Raw genomic sequence first — 17457 nt, 5'->3', positions numbered from 1 at the left:
CGGGTGATCCTTTTGTTTTCAAGTTCTCTCATTCCGTGTTAGATTTAAGTTAATAAACCCATTAAAGGTGGTGAGAGAGATGAATAATTACGATTTATGGAAATGGGCTGCCGGGAAACGAACCGAAAAAGATAAAAATGAAACCTATAGCGCCAAAAATTGGTGGTATGTTTTACTAATGCTCGGTGTATTTGTAGGAATCATGTTGTTGTATTATTTAATCTCTGTGCTTTGGAATTAAGGGAAAATGGGCAAATGAGGAATTAAGAATAAAAAAAGACACCTTTTCAGGTGTCTTTTTTAACAGGATTCAGACAATGATAGCTGAATTGGAATAGGATAATTTTCCTCGAGCGCAACATCAGGATCCTTCATTCTACGAATCAGTAAGTCAATCATAACGTCACACATCTCGTCGATTGGCTGCACAATGGTTGATAGTTGTGGGGCAATTCTTTTGATTAATTTTGTCCCATCATAACCAATTACTTTTAATTCTTCAGGAATGGCTATCTTCAATTTTTGAGCAATATTCATAACTGTAATTGCTGTCAAATCATCGGTACAAAAGATGCCGTCCACAGTTTTATTTTGAAGCAAACGTTCGATTTCTAGATTTTTTAATGTTGTTGAGGTCCCATTATCAATTTGTAGAATCGTTTTTTCTGCGCCATATTTTTCCATTGTTTGTTTATAACCAGCCAATCGATAATCGCTAGGTGCGCCTGTGTTATTAGCACCAGTAATAATTGCAATCTTTTGTGCACCACTTGCAAATAAGGCTTCAGTGGCTTTTTGGCCCCCTTGAAAGTTTTGCGAAGAGACAATTGGAATGCCAGGTGCCAAGAAACGGTCAAAGGAAACAATAGGTAGTGAAACATTTTCATATTCGTTAATAGCTAAGTTATGGCTACCAGTGATTACACCGTCCACTTTATTTGCAGCGAGCATTCGTAAATAGGCGCGCTCTTTTTCTGGATCTTTTTCACTATCACATAAAATCACTTTATATCCTTGAACAAAGAGCTTTCTTTCCAGTGTTTCAATTAATTCACCAAAAAATGGATGACTAACAGAAGGGAAGACTAAACCAATCAGCTGCGTACTTTTTCCTTGGAGGCTTCTGGCTAATCCATTAGGTTGATAATTTAATTCTTCCATCGCTTGATGAACTTTATCAATTGTTTTTTGACTAAGATAACCATAATTATTAATCACGCGGCTTACCGTTGTCGGGCTCACCCCAGCAAGCTTAGCTACATCCGTTAATTTAACCACCATCAAAATTCACCATCATTCCTAATTATTCGTATTTTCCAGCTCATAAAAACAAGCTTTTGCCGTCTTGGATAGATGAAGATACCGTTGCGCTTTATCTGGAAAGAAGCGACCAGTCATCGTTTTTTCACCTTTATTTACATAGATTTCTGCAACAGAGCAATCAACAAAAATAGTTAACTGAACTGACTTATTTTTCCTAATTTTAGTTTCACGAATTGTGCCATACTTTTCAGCAAAAGATTGGCCAGCAAATGTTCGATCAAGGGTTATTTTACCATGAATCGTATCAATTGTAATTAAAAGTCCTTTTGAACCCGTTTCGTTCGCTAAAAGCCGAATAAAAGCAATCTCATTTTTGGGAATATCCACTTCTAATTCAAAAGAAGCAGTAGATAAGAAATGGCAGCCATTTGATAAAGTAGTGGCGGATTGACGAAGCATTTCTGTTTCAGAAACTGGATATTGAAATAGTTTCCCGTTGTGAATTGTGAGTTCTTTAACCAGACTTAAGCCATTTGCCCAACCCTCCACATCACTTGGGTAAGTGATTTCTGGCAACCCAATCCAACTGACCGCAAGTGCACGACCATCTGGCGCATTAAAGGCTTGAGTGGCGTAGACATCAAATCCTTCATCTAAATTTTCAAAAGGCCCAGCCTGAACTAAAGAAAGATTCTCCAAATCAAACGTTTCGGCCAATGTGTACATATTCGGATAGATATTCTGATAACTTTTTACAGATGGAGATAGACCTTGTGGGCAAAATAATAAGACAGGCTGGCCATCAATAAATACCAAATTGGGGCATTCAACCATGTAGCCTAATTCTTGGTTGGTGAACGTCAATTCGCCAAGTTGATGAAAATTGTGTACATTTCGATCTTTAGAAAAATAGACCACAATTTTTCCTTGTCCATTTAAATCACTAGCACCAATTAATAAAACAAGTCCTTCTTGATAAGGAAATACCATCGGATCACGAAAATGGGAAGAATAATTGGGGTCAATAGGTAGGAATGGTGTTGATTCCTTTGTGATCGCACCTAAAGAATTCAGCCATGCAATATTTTGATATGCAAATCGTTGCCAAGTTTGATCACGAACATTTCCTGTATAAAATAAACATAGTTGGTTATCTATTGGTAAAGCTGAGCCTGAATAGACGCCATGAGAATCATATTCAGAGTCGGGATAAAGGGCAATTCCTTCATAATCCCAGTGAATTAAGTCGGAGGAAGTTAAGTGGGCCCAACTTTTTAGTCCGTGAACACTCCCGAAAGGAAACGCTTGATAAAATAAATGCCACTGGTTATTGAAATACGAAAAACCGTTGGGATCATTTAGTAGTCCTGTCTGTGGTTGAATATGATACTTAAAACGCCAACTAGATTGCGCGATAATAGAAGTTAGATTTTCGAGGTGAGCAGATGTCCAAGAAGAATAAGGCGCATAACGTAATTCATCCGTCCATTGGTTCATGATGCTTGACATAAGTAATGTCTCCTTTATTAGAAAATAGTAGTTAGTCTAATAGTATAAACAAATCAGAAAAAAGTCAAACGTATAACATATATAAATCTATTTAAATCAAAAGAATATTATAATTTACATTTATTTATGATAAACGTTTGACATATTACGCAAAAACGAGTATCATACAAAATGTAAAAACGGTTACAGAAAAAATTAACAGGACTAGTTTAAGAGTGAGGAGAACCAGAATGAACAGAAATTGGTGGCAAAAAGAAGTGGCCTATCAAATTTATCCACGTAGCTTTTCGGATAGTAATAATGACGGAATCGGTGATTTACAAGGCATTATTCAAAAACTGGATTACTTAGAAAATTTAGGAATTACGCTGATTTGGCTGAGTCCAATGTACCCGTCGCCAATGGCTGACAATGGATATGATATTTCAGACTATTATGGTATTTCTAGTGATTTTGGTACAATGGCAGACTTCGATGAACTCATTGAAGAAGCAAAAAAACGAAACATAAAAGTTATTTTAGATTTGGTGGTAAACCATACATCTGATGAACATGCTTGGTTTCAAGATGTTTTAAAAAATCCTCAAAGTCGTTTTCGAGACTTTTATATTATAAAAGAAGGACGAGAAGCACCTACAAATTGGCGGTCTAACTTCGGTGGTAGTGTTTGGGAAAAATTACCTGGGGAAGATGCCTACTACTTTCATGCCTTTCATAAAAAACAGCCAGATTTAAATTGGGAAAATCCTGAACTACGCAAAGAAATCTACCAAATGATCCGTTTTTGGTTAAACAAAGGAATTGCTGGTTTTCGTGTAGATGCGATTAATTTTATTAAGAAAGATTTGACTTGGACAAACTTACCTGCTGATGGGGCAGATCAATTAGCCAAAGTAACAAAAGCTAGTAGAAACATACCAGGAATGAGTGACTTTTTGAACGAATTAAAAGAAAAAGCTTTTGCTGGCTTTGATATTGTCACAGTTGCCGAAGCGGCCGGCGTCAATTATCCAAATTTATCAGAATTTATTGGAGAAACAGGGTATTTCGACATGATTTTTGACTTCAAATGGGCTGATTTGGATGTGAAATCAGGAAGCGAATGGTTTTATAGAATCGATTGGTCTTGGAATGATTTACGCACATTAATTTTTAAACAGCAAGAAGCCATGCAAAAGGCTGGTTGGAGTGCAAATTTTATCGAAAATCATGATCAACCTCGAGCGACAACGAAATATTTAAAAGAACAGGCTCAACAGCCAAATGCGGTTAAAACATTCGGCGCCATGTATTTCTTTTTAAGAGGCACGCCTTTTATTTACCAAGGACAAGAATTAGGAATGACCAATTTTGAAAGGGGTTCGATTGATGAATTCGATGATATTTCTAGCATTGATCAATACTATCGAGCAATAAAAGAAGGATTTACGCCCAAAGAAGCCTTGTCACTTGTCAATTTGCGTAGTCGAGACAATGCCCGCACGCCTTTTCCATGGAATGATTCTATGTATGGCGGTTTTTCAAGCGTCAAGCCTTGGTTAGGAATGGTGGATAATTATAAAGAAATCAATGCCGAAGCAGAAATAAAAAATAGTCAAAGTATTTTTCATTTCTATAAGCGGATGATTGCATTTCGTCAAAAGAGTCCCTATACAGACATCTTACTTTATGGAACATTTGAGGGACTATCAAATCTTCCAGATAATGTTATTGCTTATAAACGCAAATTAAATGAAAAAACAATTTACGCCTTTTTTAATTTTGGTGAGGCGGTTCCAATCCCTCATTATTTAGTTAATGGCACAGTTATTTTTGATACACAGTCTGAAGAACGAGAGCAATTAGTTCAGCAGGGAACATTATTAAAAAGCTATCAAGGACTATTGATTACTATAAATGAGTAGCTAGGAGGAGTATAACATGGCAGAAAATTATCAGCAGGCAGCCAAAGACATTATTCAATTAATCGGTATGGATAACATTATATCGGTCACCCATTGTCAAACGCGGTTACGTTTTATTTTGAAGGACCACGAACAAGTAGATGGTAAACAACTAGAAAAAATCGATTTAGTCAAGGGTGTTTTTTATAATGGTGGTCAATACCAAGTGATTTTAGGAACTGGTATTGTGACTAAAGTGTATGATGAAATAGAAAAACTTGGAATCAATGTTGTGTCAAAAGCAGAGCAAACAGCAATTTTAAAAAATAATGAAACGGGCATGCGCAAAACAATGCGCATTTTAAGTGAAATATTCATTCCAATTGTTCCAGTAATTGCAGCAACAGGATTGTTCCTAGGGTTAAAAGGTGTTATTTTTAACGACACTTTTTTACAATTATTCGGAGCAAGTGTAGCCAATATTCCTGAAAGCTTTCAACAAATTGTCTCTGTCATTACAGATACCGTCTTTGCCTTTTTGCCAGCTTTGATTGTTTGGTCTACCTTTAAAGCATTTAATGCGACACCTGTAATCGGGATTGTTATTGGCTTAATGATGGTATCACCCATTTTACCAAACGCTTATGCAGTTGCAACACCAGATTCTGGCGTGAAAGCTATTATGGCTTTTGGTTTTATCCCAGTTGTCGGTGCACAAGGATCCGTTTTAAGTGCAATTGCTGCTGGTATAATTGGCGCAAAGATTGAACTTTTTTTCCGAAAAAAGATGCCGAATATTCTTGATCAAATTTTTACACCCTTTATGACTATGTTAATTACTTTTTTAATCATGATTCTCGGAATTGGCCCAATTTTGCATACCGTTGAGTTAGGCATGGTAGATGTTGTCCAATGGTTGATTGGGTTGCCCTTAGGATTAGGTGGTTTCGTGATTGGTGCCTCATATCCTTTAATGGTTTTGATTGGTATTCATCATACACTAACTATGGTAGAAACATCATTATTAGCAAATACAGGATTTAATGCATTGATTACAATATGTGCCATGTATGGGTTTGCCAACGTTGGCAGTTGTTTAGCTTTTGCGAAAAAAGCGCAAGATAGCAAAGTGAAGTCGACGGCCATCGGTTCTATGTTGTCTCAATTATTTGGAGTTAGTGAACCTGTGTTATTTGGATTACTTATTCGTTGGAACTTAAAACCGTTGCTATGTGTCTTGTTTACGTCAGGTTTAGGCGGAGCAATTTTAGCTATTTTTCATATTCAATCAAATTCTTATGGATTAGCCGTTATTCCTTCTTTCTTAATGTATATCTATAGTGCACATCAATTAGTGATCTATTTATTAGTCGCACTTTTATCTGTCGGTGTATGTTATGCATTAACCAGTCTATTTGCAATTCCACAAGAGGTTTTAATTTCAGATAAAGTAATCGAAGAGGAAGAACGCGAAGTCTTTGAAATGCAACATAACACCTTAGATGAACAACTTTTTTCTCCGGTAAATGGTTACGCCATGAATCTTACTGCTGTTAATGACCCAGTATTTTCAAGCGAGATGATGGGCAAAGGTTTAGCAATCATGCCAACAGCGAACAAGGTTTACGCGCCTGCAGATGGTTTATTAAACTTGGTTGCAGAAACTGGGCACGCTTATGGTATCCAAACGGACGCAGGAGCTGAAGTATTAATTCATATAGGAATTGATACCGTCACGTTGGGGCAGGAAGTCTTTCAGACACAAGTAACCCAAGGTCACCGTGTTAAAAAAGGAGATCTTTTAGGAACGTTCGATCGAAAAGCCATTAAAGAAGCTGGGCTTGACTCAACTGTCATGGTTATCATTACAAATACTTCAAGTTATTTAAGTGTAGAGCCAATGATGTCAGATCATAATGAAATTACGCTGGAACAAATTATTTTAAACCTAAATACACCTAACTAAACAAAAGAACAGCAAGAAGTAGTTATCACTTCTTGCTGTTCTTTTTCTTAATAAAAAACCAATGATTTTCGGTTGTATTTGTCTATCCGTTTGTAGTATGATTGAGTCAGTTTTAAAGGAAACATGCCAAGTATGGAAGACCATACTTGACACGCATTGACTAATTAAACATGGGGAACGTTGCCATAAGTTGATGTTCCAGTCAATAATGCAAGTAAATCAAACATAGCATGTACCTCCTTTAATTGATAATCAAAGTATAACATTTTTTAATGAATTTACATAATAATACAAGTGGAGGTCTGTTCGTGAAGGTAGCAGGAGACAAAATAAAACAAGCGAGAAAACTTAAAAAAATCACACAATCAGAGCTGGCTAACGGCATCTGTACGCAAGCAACAATTAGTAATATTGAAAACCGTAATCTATGTGACAGTTTAGATATTTTCTCATCTATTTGCCTCCGATTAGATTTAGAAGTAGAAGAATGCATGATGATTTCTGAAGAAAAGAAAATTGAAAATCTACTAAACAAAGTCGAGGATTTATCTTTACGGTTATTTCACTTAGAGGCCTACAATTTATTACAAGAAGTGCCTGAAGGTCTTATCTTATCTAATAATGAACTAACGACTAAATTGTTATATTATAAGGGAATTACTTGTTTATTAGGAAAAAAAGATAAAGCAGAAGCCTTGTTTTACCTATACCGGGGCGCGGAAATTGACCGTAAAGTCAATATTTACAACATTTTAAGCCTGAATGCGCTAGGTACGCTATATGAACTGGAAAAAGATATGAGAAAAGCGCAAGTGTATTACGAAAAATCATTACAAGAATTGGAACAATTTAAATTAGAATGTTCCTTGGAGCGTTGTAGAATTTATTATAATTCTGCTAAATTCTACTCGGAAATGAAAGACTACCAAAAAAGTGTCATTTTAAGCGAAAAAGGGATTCAGATTTGTCGTGACAAACACTCCATTTATTTGCTAGATTATCTTTTATATGAAAAAGCCTTTAACAAACAAATGCTCGGGGAAGACACAGCCGATGACTATCGTCAAGCCTATTATTTTACACAATTTTTTGGCAATACAGAAGTCCTACAATATATTGAGAAAGATATGAAAGCTTTTAATATTTCCTATTAATTTAATCAAAAAGCCGATAAAAGCTGAAAACCCAGTTTTTATCGGCTTTTTGAAAAGTCTAGGCAAGTTGCTTTTAAAAATCAGCAGTCACGGTTACGATAAGCAAGACGAAGTATTTAGGAGGATTTAAAAATGAAAAGAGTGATGTGGTTTAGACGTGATTTACGATTACAGGATAATAAAGCATTAGCACACGCGTTACAAAATTCTGCAGCTGATGAATTGATTTTATTATTCCAAATGAATCCTCAACAATTTATTCAAGAAAGTGCTAATCATAACGCTTTTTTTGCAAGTTTAGCCTCGTTTAAAGAACGAATCGATCAAGAGGCACATTTACAAATCATGGTCGGCGAACCATTAGATTTATTTTCACGTTTGAAACGCAAATTACCCGATTGGCAGGCCATTTATTTTAATGAAGATACTTGTGGCTTTGGGGCAAAGCGGGACCAGCAAGCTATGCGCTTTTTTGAAGAAAATAATATTCAGTCTTTCTCTTTTCAAGATGCCTATTTGCATGGCTCTGAAGAAATTAAGAAGAACGATGGCAGCAAGTACCAAGTGTTTACGCCCTATTACAATAAATGGAAAGAGGCGCCTAAAGAAACACCGATTCCTGTTTCCTATACAGCTGAAAAAATTTTTAGTGCGTGTCTTTTTCCAGAAGAGGAAGCAGCATATGGGGAACAGATTGCGAGGATTCCTTTAAAACACTATAGTGTCGGCGAAAAAACAGCCAGAAGGTGCTTAAATACTTTTATTAATCAAAAACTTCGATCCTATGAAAATAAGCGTGATTTCCCTTATCAGGATCAAACGAGTCATCTGTCTACTTTTTTAAGAACGGGAGAACTTTCGATTCGCACTATTTGGCAAGAGCTTGCATCTGCGCCTTCTAGCTTAAGTAAAGAAACCTTCAAAAAAGAATTAGCTTGGCGCGACTTTTACAATATGATCTATAGTACGTTTCCACAACAAAAAGAGGAAGCTATTCAAGAAAAATTTCGTTATATTCAATGGACAAATGACCCAGAAATGTTTGTCAAGTGGCAAAAAGGGGAGACGGGGTACCCTATAATTGATGCCGCCATGCGACAACTGAATCAAACTGGTTGGATGCACAACCGCTTAAGAATGATAACTGCCTCTTTTTTAGTTAAAAATTTACACATCGATTGGCGTTGGGGTGAAAAATACTTTCAAAAAATGTTGATTGACTATGATGCTGCCAATAATATTGGTGGCTGGCAATGGGCTGCCTCGACAGGAACGGACGCTGTCCCGTATTTTCGGATTTTTAATCCAATTATCCAGTCAAAAAAATTTGATAATGACGGCCAGTTCATCAAAAAATATGTTCCAGAACTTAAGCAAGTGCCACAAAAGTATATTCATCAACCAAATCTAATGAACGAAGCTTTACAAACGCAATATCATGTACATTTAGGAGAAAATTATCCAAAACCCATTGTCGATTATGCATCAAGTAAAAAACAAACATTGTTTCTATATGAAGCGAGCAAAGAAATTCATCAAGAAATGAACAATCCAAGGTTTCAATAAACAGTAAACCCAACTAGCTTAGCAAACAACTTGTAAGGTTAGTTGGGTAAATTAATTAGTCGAAAGAGAAGTGCAATTTATCGGCTAAAGTTTTTTATTTTATTCTAGTTTACATAATATACATTATACAAAGTAGAGTTAAAAGCATTGAAAAGCAAACAAAACCAGTCTTTAGTTTATCTAGACTGGTTTTGTCACGTACGTTATATAAATTATGCTTGTTGATTAATTGCTTGTGCGACACGTGCTCCATATTCTGGATTTACTCTAGTGAACAAATCAATTTGACGCGCGATGATTTCTTGATTTTTCACTTGACCTAAAGATGCCGCTATATTGTTAATTAAGTTTTCTTTTTCTTCGCTTGGCAGCAAATTATACAAAGCGTTTGCTTGTGTAAAGTGATCTTGATTATAGCTATAATTACCAACATTTCCATCAACTTCAAAGGAACTAATTTTCGCCTTAGGATCTTCTTTTGGTGTTTCAGGATAACTATTTGGTTCGTAATTAATTTCGCTATTGCCATTGTCAAAACGCATATTGCCGTCTTTTTGGTAGTTATTTACAGGCGCTTTTGCTTGGTTGATCGGCAATTGGTGACTATTAGCGCCCACGCGATGACGATGTGCGTCCCCATAAGCGAACAAACGTCCTTGCAATAATTTATCCGGAGAAGCTTCAATACCAGGAACGAAATTCCCTGGTGAAAAGGTTACTTGTTCAACCTCTGCAAAATAATTCTCTGGATTTCTATTTAAAGTCATCGTGCCAACTTCAATCAGCGGATACTCTTTTTGAGAAACCGTTTTTGTTACATCAAAAAGTGTTTCTTTCATTGTTAACGCATCTGCATACGGGATAATTTGCACAGATAATGTCCAAGAAGGAAATTCTTGATTTTCAATTGCATTATGCAAATCTTCAATATGGAAATCGGGATTTTTCCCAGCAATTTCTTCTGCTAATTGACTCTCTAGATTTTTGATTCCTTGATTCGTCTTGAAGTGATATTTAACAAAAAATACTTCTCCAGCAGCATTGACCCATTTGAACGTATGGCTACCAAAACCATGCATGTGACGGAACGATAGCGGAATGCCACGATCACTCATTAAAATTGTTACTTGATGAAGGCTTTCCGGTGAATGAGACCAAAAATCCCAAACAGCTTCTGGACTTTTCAAATGCGTCCGCGGATTTCTTTTTTGGCTATGAATAAAATCTGGAAACTTAATTGCATCACGAATGAAAAAAATGGGCGTATTATTGCCAACTAAGTCGTAATTTCCTTCGTCTGTATAGAATTTAAGCGCAAAACCGCGAGGATCACGCAATGTATCTGATGAACCTAACTCTCCAGCTACAGTTGAAAAACGAGCGAATAAAGGGGTTTCTTTGCCAACTTCAGATAAAAAATCGGCTTTAGTATATTGTGCCATTGAGTGGCTCACCTTGAAAATCCCATGAGCACCAGCACCTTTGGCATGAACAACCCGTTCTGGTACGCGCTCACGATTAAAATGAGCTAATTTTTCTAATAAATGAACGTCTTGGATTAGGACAGGACCAAATTCTCCTGCAGTTAGCGAATTTTGATTATCGCCAACTGGACTTCCTTGTGACGTAGTTAAATGTTGATTTTTCACCTAAAACACTCCTTCATCTAAAATTATACTCATTGTATAAAAAAACCACTCTGCATAACAAAAATAATGCTTAAAAACACTCGAAAACATTTGTTATTTAATAGAATGATTAAAAATAGCAGTAGAATTTAAATCAAAAACAAATGTATTAACTTTAAACTGTTTACACCACCAAAAATAACAACCAATAATTCAAAGAAAACTAAAATGCTGTTTTTTTATTCAAAAAAAGACCTAGCCTCCCAATCATGCTAGGTCTTTCGTTACTTTTTTTGAGGGACCGTTTTTATTGGTCATTCAGCGTTATTGATTGATCGCAACAGTCGTGTCTTCAGTCGATAGACCTGTCATAGAGGTGCTATCGGAAAAAATTTTTTCAACTTCTTGTTCTGATAAAATATTTTCTTTCTTAGGCATTGAAATCGTCGCTTTTTTGGCTTTTTGTGTAATGCTAATTTTACTAGATAATGATTCAAGTCCCATATCAACGTTCTTGTCTTGCTGCGGTTTCACATTAATCAACATATTTGTTTTATTTTCTTTTGTATTAACAGAAACTTTAGCAGAAACATCTTTGATTTTTTCGAAAGGATCTTGTTCTTTACCTTTCTCAGATGCTTCTGTCGTAATTTTGATTAACTTTTGTAATTCTTTTTTTGTAAACGTATGGGTAATGGTGTCCCCTTTTTTCTCGAACGTATCCTTGTCTAATCCTTCTAAAAACTCTTTGTATTCCTTAGCAGACTGTTTTCGTTCTTTTTCCGATTCTTGATACTCTTTGATTGTATCTTGCCATTCTTTCGTACTTTCCTCGTTCATGGCTAAAAGATCAATGTATTTTCCTTTTAGTTTTTCTGTATCTAACTGAGAACTATCGATAGCACCGTCAGTCATTGAGTCTGCGACAGCGACAATATATTCCATCATATCTGTTGCTAAATAGAGTTTTGGCTCTTTGCCTTCGTTATCTACTGATCCAACCAATGAAATCGGTACATCCATTCCCATCGCTTTTAATTTCATCTCTAAGTTGAATGCTTTTTCTTTTTTGGCATCTACTTGAATCTTCCCAGAAAGCGATGCGTCTTTGATTTGCGTGATGAGCATCCCAATCATAGGATTCGTTTGTGCACCATCTTCTTGTGAAAATTTCATGTCACTAATTGACATAGAGAAATCCCAAACCCCAGATTCTTGTGCGTTTTGATTGCCAATCCCTTGAATGAACTCATCTTTCGCGCTTTTGCCACAACCTGTCAGTAACAAAGCTGAACAGAAAACGCCTGCGATAATCCCCACTTTTCTTTTTAACACACTTTTTCCCCCTCATTATATAAAAAATTAATTCCCTTTTATTAAGAATAGCAAACATTACTTATAAATAGCAATGTTTAATTTTAGATTTCCTCTCTTTTAATAAGTGGGATTGATTTAATCTTTTAGGTTTGAATCATTAAGCTGTATTATTTTTAAAATAAAATTGCTTTTCGCCAAAAAATACTGGGAAAAGTTCTGCTAAACTGCCAGCTAAAGGACCTTCTCGCAATTCTTTTTCAGTGACCCAAAACAAGGGTTGTTCCGTTTCTTCTGGTAGTTCATCCGCTGTTTCTGCAATGAATAATGTGGCTAATTCCCGCGCACCTGAACAATCATTCAGCCATTCTGCAACACCTACTAATTGTGGCTTCAGCACTAATCCTGTTTCTTCAAGGAGTTCGCGAACCATGGCTGTTTCCATGCCCTCGTTTTTTTCAACATGTCCGCCAGGGAACGTCCAACCAGGCCAATCCTTTTTTTGTCGTTCTTGCACAAGGATTTCATTTTTCTGATTTCTAATCATACATAGTGTTGTTAATTCTACTTCAAAATTCCGATTCATTTGGCACCTCATCATTTTTTCCTTTGTTAAGGTTACGATACAGAAAAACAGAGAAAGATTCAACTAAGAATTTTCTCTGTTTTATCATCTAACTCTTTAATAAGTCGTATTGCGATTGATATAAATGATGATATAACGCATGTTTTGCCATTAGTTGATCATGAGATCCTTCTTCCACAATACGACCACCATCAATATAGAAAATTTTATCGCTATTTTTGATGGTAGAAAGTCGATGAGCAATAATAAACGATGTCCGTCCTTTCAGAAGTTGTTGTAGTCCTTCTTGTAACAATTCTTCTGTTTTTGTATCAATACTGGAGGTTGCTTCGTCTAAAATTAAAATTTTGGGATCTGCCAGTAAAGCACGAGCAAATGAAATTAATTGGCGTTGTCCTGCCGAGAGTGTACTACCCCGCTCTTCCACAACTGTTTCATAGCCATCTTTTAAATCCTTGATAAAGTCGTGCGCACGAACAATTTTTGCGGCTTGGATGACTTCTTCCTCTGTGGCTGCTAAATTTCCGTACCGAATGTTTTCAATAATCGTTCCTGAAAAAATAAACGTATCTTGAAGCATTACCCCCATTTGTTTTCTTAACGAACGGAGTGTCACATCGCGAACATCATAACCATCAATTTTAACGGCCCCTTCATTCACATCATAAAAACGACTTAACAAATTGATGATTGTTGTTTTACCCGCACCTGTTGGCCCAACCAAGGCGATTGTTTGTCCTGGCTCAATATGAAAACTAACATCGGTCAAAATATTTTTTCCTTCTTCATAACGGAAATAAACATGCTGAAAGTCGACGGTTCCTTTAATTGGCGGCAACTCAATAGCGTGCGGCGCATCTTGAATTTCTGGAACAACATCCATCGTTTCAAAAATCCTTTCCAAATAGGCAGTTGCAGTAATCAGAGAATTGTAGAAGTTACCAATATTGATGACCGGATTCCAAAAGTTATTGATATAACCGATAAAAGCAATTAGCGTCCCAGTAGTAACGGACACACCTAATTGACGGATTCCTACGAAATAGATAAAACAAGTCGTAATGACGGATATATTTTGCACTGCTGGCCATAATAAATACTGGACACGCACAGCTTTCATAAAGGATTGACGATATTCTTCGCTTACCTCGTTAAAAATTTGGAAATTTTCATCTTCTCGTGCAAAAGATTGTGTAATTTTAATTCCTGAAATACTTTCATGAATATAGGCATTTAAGTTTGATTGTTTATTGCTAAGCTCTTGGTAAGCTTTCCGTTGTTTCCCTTGGATAAATAGAACCATCACGAACAACACAGGCAATAGCAGCAAACTGTATAAGGTTAATTTCACATCAATAAATAACATGAAGATTAAGGTGATAATCACATTAAATAAATCAGAAATTAAATTGATCAATCCGTTACTTAGTAAATCACTTAACGTATTGATGTAATTGACCACCCGAATTAAGATTTTTCCATGCGGCCGACTGTCAAAGTAAGAAAATGGTAATTTTTGTAGATGCTCAAAAATTGAAAAACGCATATCTTTTAAAATATCTTGTCCAATTTCTGTGATGGCATATATTCGATAACGCATACACCAACCAATAATCACCAAGGAAAATAGGAAAATAGCCCCTAGTATCAAGAGTAACGAGAGATTCTTTTGTGGAATTACTTGGTCAATCGCAATTTTAGTAAAGTAAGGGCCTAACATACTTGCCAGATTAGCTAATATGATGACAAATAATGTTTTAAAAACAGCTTTTTTGTAAGGCTTAATATAGGCGCCTAATCGTTTATAATGAGACCAATTAAATTCTTTTTCTAAAGTCTCATCCACATCAAACGTATTTCTAGCCACGCGACTCACCTTCCTTTGTCAGACCTAATTGTTTTTGATATACGTCAAAATATTTGCCTTTTTGTTCGACTAATTCGCTATGCGTACCGCTTTCCACCACACGGCCTTTTTCCATCATCAAAATTAAATTGGCCTCTCTCACAGAAGAAATTCGGTGGGCAATAATAAATGTCGTTTTCTTTTCCGTCAAACGACCTAGTTCTTTTTGAATTTTTGATTCTGTTTCCATATCAACAGCGGAAGTTGTGTCATCTAAAATTAAAATAGCTGGATCTTTGGTTAAGGCACGGGCCAGTGAAATCCGCTGTTTTTGGCCACCAGATAGGCCAACGCCGCGTTCACCAACAATTGTTGCATAACCTTCGGGCATTCTGGAAATAAAGCTATGGGCATCAGCAATTTCAGCCATCATTTGCACTTGTTCCAAGTTAGCCAATGTGTTACCAAAAGCAATGTTATCTTCTATTGTATTGGAAAAAAGAAAGACATCTTGCATAACCATGGAGATATTTTCTCGCAATTTACGAACAGAATAGCTTTTAGCATCTTTTCCATCAATATAAACAGTGCCTTTTGTTGGATCATAGAACCGAGCGATTAAGTTAACTAAAGTGGTTTTGCCTGAACCAGTTTCCCCTAAAATACCAATTGTTTCACCAGGTTTTGCTGAAAATGAAACATCCGATAAAATGGGGGTTTCTGGATCATCTGAAAAATGAAAGGACACGTGATCAAACGTCACATAGCCTTGGATTGGTTCTGCCTCTTTTTCCCGAGCAATGGGAATCTTCGGTTTCGTTGCTAATAACTGACGAATTTTAATGGACGATGCCGTAAAGCGTTGCACATCATTGATCAACCAGCCACTCATTCGCATCGGCATGTTCAACATCCAGAGAAAGCCGTTAAAGGCCACTAAATCACCAATTGTCATTCGACCTTGAATCACAAAGAGGCCACCAAGAACTAAGGCAATAACATTTAAACTACCTGCAAAACCGTCTAACCACGGTAAATATTTTTTTGAGACATCTGCAGAAGCCATATTCCATTTTTTATAGTCTTCATTGTGCTTGTTAAACTTTTCAATTTCATAAGGTTCTTGAGAAAAAGCTTTAACCACCCGATTTCCACCAATATTTTCTTCGACCATCGAATTTAGCCGAGAAAAACTTTCCCGGATCTCAAAAAATACCGGATGCGATTCCTTCGACATTTTTTGTGTTAACAGAAAAATCAAAGGTGTAATTAAAATTAATGCCAGCATCAATTGCCAATTGATCGTCCCCATCACAATCACGGCTGCGATGAACCATAAAATACATTCTAAGAGGTTATAAGTGACCCAAGAAACAAAATGGCGGATAGCGTCTGTATCCCCTGTCATTCGCGCCATAATGTCGCCAACACGTGTATGATTAAAGAAATCAAAATCTAATTCTTGAAGTTTGACATACATATCTTTTCTTAAGTCAAATAACGCAGATTGTCCAACCGATTCAAACAAGACTTGATAACTATAACGAACAACTGTCCGAATAACGGTCACCCCAATCATAACCCCAAGAATTGGGACAAGCTCTTCAGTTTTCCCCTGATTGATTACTTGGTCTACAATTCTGCCAGATAACAATGGAATAATAACAATTAAAATAGCGTTAATAACGACAAAAATAACAGCTAGCAGTAACTTATTCTTATTTTTTTTAGCATATTGCCAAATCCATTCAAAACTATTCATTTTCTCCCCTACTCTCTCTTGTTTTTATGGACGTGTATAAGATTACTGTTTTTTTATAGGAAAAGAAATGGGCATTCTTGTATATTTTGATGTACAATATAGTATAGAAAGCGGATACAAGTAGGAGTGATTTTTTATGAACTACACAAATAGTCGAACGTTTAATCCTGAAATTTTATATGCCTTTGATCCTTGGAACGAAGAGACCCACCCTTATAATTGTCATCATCATGAATTTCTGGAAATATCTATTCTTTTAGAAGGTGAATCTGAATATATTGTTCAAGGGCAACAGTACCATGCCACTGCTGGTACGGTGTTTCTTTTTAATCCGCGAACGGAACATGGTGAGCAACAAAAAGCAGGAACTTACTCACATCAACTACACATTGGCATTTCAAATCTCTATTTAGAAGGCTTAGCGCGAAACGTATTTCCAAATAAATCAGCTTTATTAGATTTAAGTCATTTACATGGTGCTTTTTTAGAAAAAGCTTGGCAAATTGTTCATGAATTAAACCATCAAGAAGTTGAATCAGCGTTACAAATTAAAGCTTTAGTTATTGAACTATTGGTCTATATTTTAAGAAGTTTAGCAGTTGATCAAGAAAATAAAATTGAAACTCGGCTATCGAAAACGGAAAAAAGAAAACGAAATTTAGTCAATCATACGATTTATTATCTGGAAACCCACCATGACGAAGAAATTACTTTGGAACAGTTAGCTGAAATGTTATATGTGACCCCGACTTATTTGTCGAAAACCTTTAAAGCGGCCACAGGCGTTGGGCCAATCAATTATTTAATTCAAATCCGCTTAAACCATGCGAAAGAATTGCTGAAAAATGATTCCTTAAGTGTCAAAGAAGTGGCAAAAACGGTTGGTTACGAAGATGCCTATCATTTCAGTAAATTATTCAAAAAATATTATGGAAAATCCCCTTCACAATTTTAAGATAAAAAAACAAGGAATCGTCGGC

Annotated in this window: 13 protein-coding genes; 6 read left to right on the top strand and 7 right to left on the bottom strand. The window is 36.1% G+C overall.

From position 1 onward, the window contains the following. The first annotated feature begins 79 nt into the window (after positions 1–79). The gene (locus IGM04_RS06825; protein ID WP_002361843.1) at positions 80–241 is read left to right on the top strand and encodes a hypothetical protein; all 162 of its coding nucleotides are present in this window, start codon (positions 80–82) and stop codon (positions 239–241) included. A 59-nt stretch (positions 242–300) separates the two neighbouring features. Here IGM04_RS06825 and IGM04_RS06820 read toward each other — a convergent pair whose 3' ends face one another. Together IGM04_RS06820 and IGM04_RS06815 are read right to left on the bottom strand one after the other, a co-directional pair. Next, the gene (locus IGM04_RS06820) at positions 301–1281 is read right to left on the bottom strand and encodes a LacI family DNA-binding transcriptional regulator (RefSeq protein ID WP_033624974.1); all 981 of its coding nucleotides are present in this window, start codon (positions 1279–1281) and stop codon (positions 301–303) included. A gap of 18 nt (positions 1282–1299) precedes the next feature. Continuing rightward, positions 1300–2760 carry a sucrose-6-phosphate hydrolase gene (locus IGM04_RS06815; protein WP_086317974.1) on the bottom strand — a complete coding sequence of 487 codons (1461 nt, stop codon included), beginning with the start codon at positions 2758–2760 and terminating at the stop codon, positions 1300–1302. Positions 2761–3002: 242 nt separating this feature from the next. On the opposite strand from IGM04_RS06815, the gene IGM04_RS06810 reads away from it, so the two are divergent. The 4 genes from IGM04_RS06810 (at position 3003) to IGM04_RS06795 (ending at position 9341) form a co-directional block, all read left to right on the top strand. Next, positions 3003–4676, top strand: a complete 1674-nt coding sequence (locus IGM04_RS06810) for a glycoside hydrolase family 13 protein (RefSeq protein ID WP_086317893.1) — start codon at positions 3003–3005, stop codon at positions 4674–4676. Between the two features lie 16 nt (positions 4677–4692). Continuing rightward, positions 4693–6621, top strand: coding sequence for a sucrose-specific PTS transporter subunit IIBC (locus IGM04_RS06805; protein ID WP_086317892.1), 1929 nt, complete (start codon positions 4693–4695; stop codon positions 6619–6621). Between the two features lie 272 nt (positions 6622–6893). Next, positions 6894–7775: a helix-turn-helix domain-containing protein gene (locus tag IGM04_RS06800; protein WP_002363971.1), complete on the top strand. Its 882-nt coding sequence runs from the start codon at positions 6894–6896 to the stop codon at positions 7773–7775. Between the two features lie 132 nt (positions 7776–7907). After that, a complete protein-coding gene (locus tag IGM04_RS06795) occupies positions 7908–9341 on the top strand; it encodes a cryptochrome/photolyase family protein (RefSeq protein WP_086317891.1) in 1434 nt (477 codons plus the stop codon). Between the two features lie 212 nt (positions 9342–9553). On the opposite strand, the gene IGM04_RS06790 is transcribed toward IGM04_RS06795, so the two are convergent. The 5 genes from IGM04_RS06790 to IGM04_RS06770 all read right to left on the bottom strand — a co-directional run bounded on the left by IGM04_RS06790 (position 9554) and on the right by IGM04_RS06770 (position 16477). Next, the gene (locus tag IGM04_RS06790; protein ID WP_086317890.1) at positions 9554–10990 is read right to left on the bottom strand and encodes a catalase; all 1437 of its coding nucleotides are present in this window, start codon (positions 10988–10990) and stop codon (positions 9554–9556) included. 303 nt (positions 10991–11293) lie between these two features. Further along, the gene (locus tag IGM04_RS06785) at positions 11294–12304 is read right to left on the bottom strand and encodes a hypothetical protein (RefSeq protein ID WP_086317889.1); all 1011 of its coding nucleotides are present in this window, start codon (positions 12302–12304) and stop codon (positions 11294–11296) included. Between the two features lie 139 nt (positions 12305–12443). Continuing rightward, complete coding sequence (locus IGM04_RS06780; RefSeq protein ID WP_002385906.1) at positions 12444–12869, bottom strand: 8-oxo-dGTP diphosphatase; 426 nt, start codon at positions 12867–12869, stop codon at positions 12444–12446. An 88-nt stretch (positions 12870–12957) separates the two neighbouring features. After that, positions 12958–14736: an ABC transporter ATP-binding protein gene (locus IGM04_RS06775; RefSeq protein WP_002360293.1), complete on the bottom strand. Its 1779-nt coding sequence runs from the start codon at positions 14734–14736 to the stop codon at positions 12958–12960. After that, a complete protein-coding gene (locus IGM04_RS06770) occupies positions 14729–16477 on the bottom strand; it encodes an ABC transporter ATP-binding protein (RefSeq protein WP_002377388.1) in 1749 nt (582 codons plus the stop codon). The genes IGM04_RS06775 and IGM04_RS06770 overlap by 8 nt, the downstream gene beginning before the upstream one ends. A 136-nt stretch (positions 16478–16613) precedes the next feature. Between IGM04_RS06770 and IGM04_RS06765 the strand changes: the two genes are divergently transcribed. Next, complete coding sequence (locus IGM04_RS06765) at positions 16614–17432, top strand: helix-turn-helix transcriptional regulator (protein WP_002357554.1); 819 nt, start codon at positions 16614–16616, stop codon at positions 17430–17432. Positions 17433–17457 lie beyond the last annotated feature (25 nt).

Source organism: Enterococcus sp. DIV2385, assembly GCF_051711925.1.
In the GTDB taxonomy this organism is placed as follows: domain Bacteria; phylum Bacillota; class Bacilli; order Lactobacillales; family Enterococcaceae; genus Enterococcus; species Enterococcus faecalis.
Note: the sequence above shows the minus strand (reverse complement) of the source record. Positions and strands in the feature narration are given on the sequence as shown.